General features: G+C 28.8%; 7 protein-coding genes. All 7 read right to left on the reverse strand.

Annotated elements, in window-relative coordinates; all coding sequences use genetic code 11:
• Positions 1-166: 166 nt before the first annotated feature.
• The 7 genes from B5X62_RS15290 to B5X62_RS15320 all read right to left on the reverse strand — a co-directional run bounded on the left by B5X62_RS15290 (position 167) and on the right by B5X62_RS15320 (position 4,501).
• On the reverse strand, positions 167-841 hold the full coding sequence (locus B5X62_RS15290) for a hypothetical protein (RefSeq protein ID WP_144038415.1): 675 nt from the start codon (positions 839-841) through the stop codon (positions 167-169).
• 5 nt (positions 842-846) lie between these two features.
• Positions 847-1,068 carry a DUF2188 domain-containing protein gene (locus tag B5X62_RS15295; protein ID WP_079668354.1) on the reverse strand — a complete coding sequence of 74 codons (222 nt, stop codon included), beginning with the start codon at positions 1,066-1,068 and terminating at the stop codon, positions 847-849.
• 461 nt (positions 1,069-1,529) lie between these two features.
• Positions 1,530-2,309, reverse strand: coding sequence for a hypothetical protein (locus tag B5X62_RS15300; RefSeq protein WP_079668355.1), 780 nt, complete (start codon positions 2,307-2,309; stop codon positions 1,530-1,532).
• A 211-nt stretch (positions 2,310-2,520) separates the two neighbouring features.
• Entirely contained in the window at positions 2,521-2,934 is a 414-nt protein-coding gene (locus B5X62_RS15305; RefSeq protein ID WP_144038416.1) for a hypothetical protein, read from the reverse strand.
• A gap of 315 nt (positions 2,935-3,249) precedes the next feature.
• Positions 3,250-3,507 (reverse strand): Txe/YoeB family addiction module toxin, encoded by a 258-nt coding sequence (locus tag B5X62_RS15310; RefSeq protein WP_079665345.1) that lies wholly within the window; start codon positions 3,505-3,507, stop codon positions 3,250-3,252.
• A 1-nt stretch (position 3,508) separates the two neighbouring features.
• Entirely contained in the window at positions 3,509-3,763 is a 255-nt protein-coding gene (locus B5X62_RS15315) for a type II toxin-antitoxin system Phd/YefM family antitoxin (protein ID WP_079668357.1), read from the reverse strand.
• A gap of 285 nt (positions 3,764-4,048) precedes the next feature.
• The gene (locus B5X62_RS15320) at positions 4,049-4,501 is read right to left on the reverse strand and encodes a GNAT family N-acetyltransferase (protein ID WP_079668358.1); all 453 of its coding nucleotides are present in this window, start codon (positions 4,499-4,501) and stop codon (positions 4,049-4,051) included.
• Positions 4,502-4,762 lie beyond the last annotated feature (261 nt).

The raw sequence follows: 4,762 nt of genomic DNA on the forward strand, positions 1-4,762 counted from the left end.
AATTAAGGAAAAAAACAATATGAAAAGCAGCGGCGTGTAAATATTACAAATCTTTCTATTATACATTTAACCCCGCATTTTGCCAATACAATGTTGTACGCAGTTATAAAAAAAAACTGAATCTCAAAAAAAATGAAATTCAGTTAGTAGTGCTAGTTGTTTTGTTTTACGCGGCGTCCCAGATTTTAATGATTTCTAGACACTCCTTTTTATAAGATTCAATGATATCTTTTTTTGCACTAGAATTTGTGATAAAACCGTTGCCAAAGATATCTAATGAAATGCAAAATTCAGGTAAAACAATTTGTTTATCCTGTGCGACATTTTTTTCTAAATAATGACAAATTCCTGATGCAATAACTTGCTGTTGTTCCTTATCAAAAGAATTTGATTTAGAAACATGTAATTTAAGTCCTCCTAATACCTCTTTACCATCAATTATTACTTTAAAAATAATTTCAGGAGCAACAATTATAGAAACACCATGGATGTCAATGTCATTCTTGTAAAGTTTTGAATTTAAAAACTCAATGTTTTCTTGCTCGAGAACTTTTGGTATTTTTAACCTTAAGAATTTTTCTAGAGCTTCGATTGAAACATGTCTATCGCTTATCTGCCTTTTGTTTTTGGGAACTCTTGAAGAAAGATTGGATAAAGCATCATTAATATGCTTTAGTTGTCCATTATTGGTTAGAGTTTTCCTAATTCTTGCTTTTGCAAGTTGGTAGTAGGCGATTCTAAATTTATTAGGTTTTTTTTGGTCCCTAATAATTCTTTGCTTTTTAGCATCAGTAGATTTAATGAAATCTGCGTACTGATTAATTGAAATAATACACTTCATACTCATTAACCTTTTGGTGGGAATTTGTCATTACCATAAGAATCTTTAGCCCTTATTTGTCCATTTTTTCCATGGATTAATAATTCCGATTGGTTATTAGTAGCAATATTTCTTCCAATACTAATTGCTTCCTTTTGCGTACTTACGACTTTATACGCTTTACTGCTGTTTGCAGTTTTTACTTGCCAATTATTTCCTTTTGGCGTAACATGTACATTTTTTTTCATGCATGCAATTTTTAAATTGTTAAAATTATGTTAAAATTACACCAAAATTTGTTTTTGTTTTTTATATTTTTACCTTTGCACTCTCAAACGGTCAAGTTCAGTGAATTTAAAAGCTGAAAAACTAACTTTGGTGCGAAACTAGCACTAAAGTTTTGTTATGCAAATACTATACCGATCGTGTTTTCTGTAAGATTTTATGATTTTTTCTGCCAATTTGAATATTTTAAGACAAATTGTCATGTGACGTACTGTCATATAATTGCGTACAACGGAAAAAGTATTGGCGAAGTGCGGGCTTCCGAAGAACTAAAAATTCAAGAACGACCAAACGGAGCCAATATTTTTTCAATGGAACTAAATTAAACAAAAATGTGGAATTGAAAAATATTGGCGGCTAAATATTTCAAATTTTTCAATTATACATTTAACCCCGCATTTTGCCAATACAATGTTGGGCGACGTTATAATTTTCTGAATTTATTTTCGTATTCTGTGAAGTCTCCATATTGTAGCGAAAGTAAATACATGTCATGTAAGGAATGCGTAACTTTAGATTTTGGAAACTCAATAAAATTTACGACTACTTCGTTGTCATATTTATTTACTCTAACTAATTTTTCTATTTTAGATTCATAAAAACTAATTACAATTTCATATTTGATTTCATTATTCACATCTTTATAAGGGACTTTTAATACTTTTACTCCATTTTTGAAATTATACGACAATGATATACTTCCTCGCGCAAAAGAATTCGTATTTATTTTAACATTGTTATTTCTTGATATGGGATATAATGTATGAATAATTTTGGTGTTTTTATATAGAACCAATTTATAAGTTTCTTTTACATTACTAAATTCAAATTCTCCAATATATAAATCTACCAGTTCTGGATTTTTATTATCATCTATATTCAGGTTTTTATGTTGAAAAATATTTTCCGCAATTTCTAGATAATGATAATAGGGTACGATACTTTTGTGGAATTTTGAAGTATTCGTTAATTTATTATCTTTTCCCCAAAATGCTTTTTGGATTGAATTTGAATGCCTTTCTTCTATATGCACGAAACCAGTATCGCTATTTCCATAGAATAAAATTAACTCCTTTGCTTTGGAAACTTTAACAATATCTGTTTTTAAAAAAGCTGGATGAAATAATTTATCGTTTTTATAATCAGGATTTTTCGAATCTGAAATGATAAATAAAATTTCTTCTTTGGATAATATATCTTCCATAAATAATGTCGCCAAACGGAAAAAGTATTGGCGAAGTGCGGGCTTAATTTGAACGACTGTTCAAGTTCAGACCAAACGAAGCCGATGCTTTTTCAGATTGTCTAAATTAAGAAAAAAACAATATGAAAAGCAGCGGCGGATAAATATTACAAATCTTTCTATTATACATTTAATCCCGCATTTTGCCAATACAATGTTAGCTGCAGGTTTTTTATTTTTCTTTATCATAAGGAATCCCATTTTTTGCACCACATAAATAAGTTCCAAAATCTGTTTCAATTTCCTCTTCACAATCTGAATTTTTTGAATTATCTAATATTTTTTCTAATTCATAAATTCTTGGTTTAACTTTTTCAATATCGTTTTTTTTCGCAGCATAACCTGGACCTGAAGCACCGAAATAAACCGAAAAGATTACATTTGTTTTAGTGTCTTTAATAAAATAATTAAATCCTTCAAACATAACACTTTCAGGTTTTCCAAAATTTGTCCACATTCTTGATAAGAAATCTCCCATTGGAGCAGATTCATTTCTTATTTTACCAAATTCTACTAATTCAAAAGTTTCTAAATCAGATTCTTTTAAATCAGATTTAACTATTTGAACAAAATCTTTGTTATTCATTTTATTACTTTTTTGCCCCTCACAATTAACAGTGATTAATAAAACTAAAATCAATAAATATTTCATCGTTTACTATGGATAAATGGTGTTTTTTTGACAAACTTGCAGCTAACGGAAAAAGTATTGGCGAAGTGCGGGCATAATTTGAACGAATGTTCAAGTTCAGACCAAACGGAGCCGATGCTTTTTCAGATTGTCTAAATTAAGAAAAAAAACAATATGAAAAGCAGCGGCGGATAAATATTACAAATCTTTCTATTATACATTTAACCCCGCATTTTGCCAATACAATGTTAACTGCAGTAAGAATTTTTTCTAATCGTAATGAAATCTACATTTTGCAATTAAGATTTCATTTTCTTGATATTTATAAATTAATCTGTGTTCATCGTCAATTCGGCGAGACCAAAATCCTGAATATTTATGTTTTAAAGGTTCTGGTTTTCCAATTCCTTCAAAAGGATTTCTTGAAATATCTTTCAGCAGATCATTGATTCGTTTCAATTTCTTTTTATCCGTTTTCTGCCAATACAAATAATCTTCCCACGATTCGTCTACAAAAGTATATTTCATATTACTCTTCAATTAAATCCTTTGAAAATGATTTTCCGCTTTTCAATTTTTCAATTGCTGAATCCAAACGCATTTCGTTTTTTCTCGATGATAATTCATAATTAGTTGCCATCAAAGAATTATATTCCTCTAAAGACATGACAACAATTCCCGAATCTTTTCCGCGATTGATAATTAGAGTTTCAAAATTTTTTGCAACTCTATCTAAATATGATTTTATGTCTTTTCTAAAATCAGAAACACTTGCAATTAGCATAATTTTGTATTTTTATATGTACAAATATATGTACAAATTTTCTAAATTACAAACTATGCGGAATTTTGGAATCTTATTGCAGTTAACGGAAAAAGTATTGGCGAAGTGCGGGCTTAAGTTGAACGAATGTTCAAGTTCAGACCAAACGGAGCCAATATTTTTTCAATGGAACTAAATTAAGCAAAAATGTGGAATTGAAAAATATTGGCGGCTAAATATTTCAAATTTTTCAATTATACATTTAACCCCGCATTTTGCCAATACAATGTTAGCAGAAGTGTTTTTTTAAGGAATTATTAGCTCCATTTTTGGTAGAAATCGATTCTTAATGGATGATTCCATTTTTTCATAGGTAACAAAACCAAAATGTTTGTAAAAAGCTTCAGCATTAGGATCTGCATCTAAAACTATTCTTTTTATTTTCATTTTTTTAGCAGTTTCAATGGAACTTTCCAATAAAAATTTACCAATACCTTTTCCGATAAATTCTGGAAACATAAATAAAAAATCAATTTTTATTGTCGACTTATCAATCAATATTAATGAATAAAAACCGATAGTTTTGTCAAGCTCAACTAATTTATAGACTTTATTTTCTTTGATATAATCTTTCGAAATTGTTAAATTATCACGCCAAGCTTCAAGCTGTTCTTCTCCATAATTCCAATAGCTTTTTCCTTTGAATGCTATTTCACTTAATATTTCATGGTCATCAATATGTGCTTTTTCAATTTTCATTTTTATAAATTTGTTCTATCACCATGAGATTTTGGTTCAGAAATAACAATGAATTCTAAATCAAAATTTGATTTATTAAAAATTCTGTGTTGTTCATTTGGCTTAATATGTAATAGAATCGCCAAATCCAAATGTCCAAAATACTTCAACGAAATGTCCAAAAAAAGCGACCATGTAGGTCGCTTTTTAAATTTGATTTAAACATCTTTTAATCGTTATTTCGATAGATCATAATATCTTCATAAGAGGCGTTATAGGTTA

The sequence above is a fragment of the Soonwooa buanensis genome (genome assembly GCF_900167905.1).
In the GTDB taxonomy this organism is placed as follows: Bacteria; Bacteroidota; Bacteroidia; order Flavobacteriales; family Weeksellaceae; genus Soonwooa; species Soonwooa buanensis.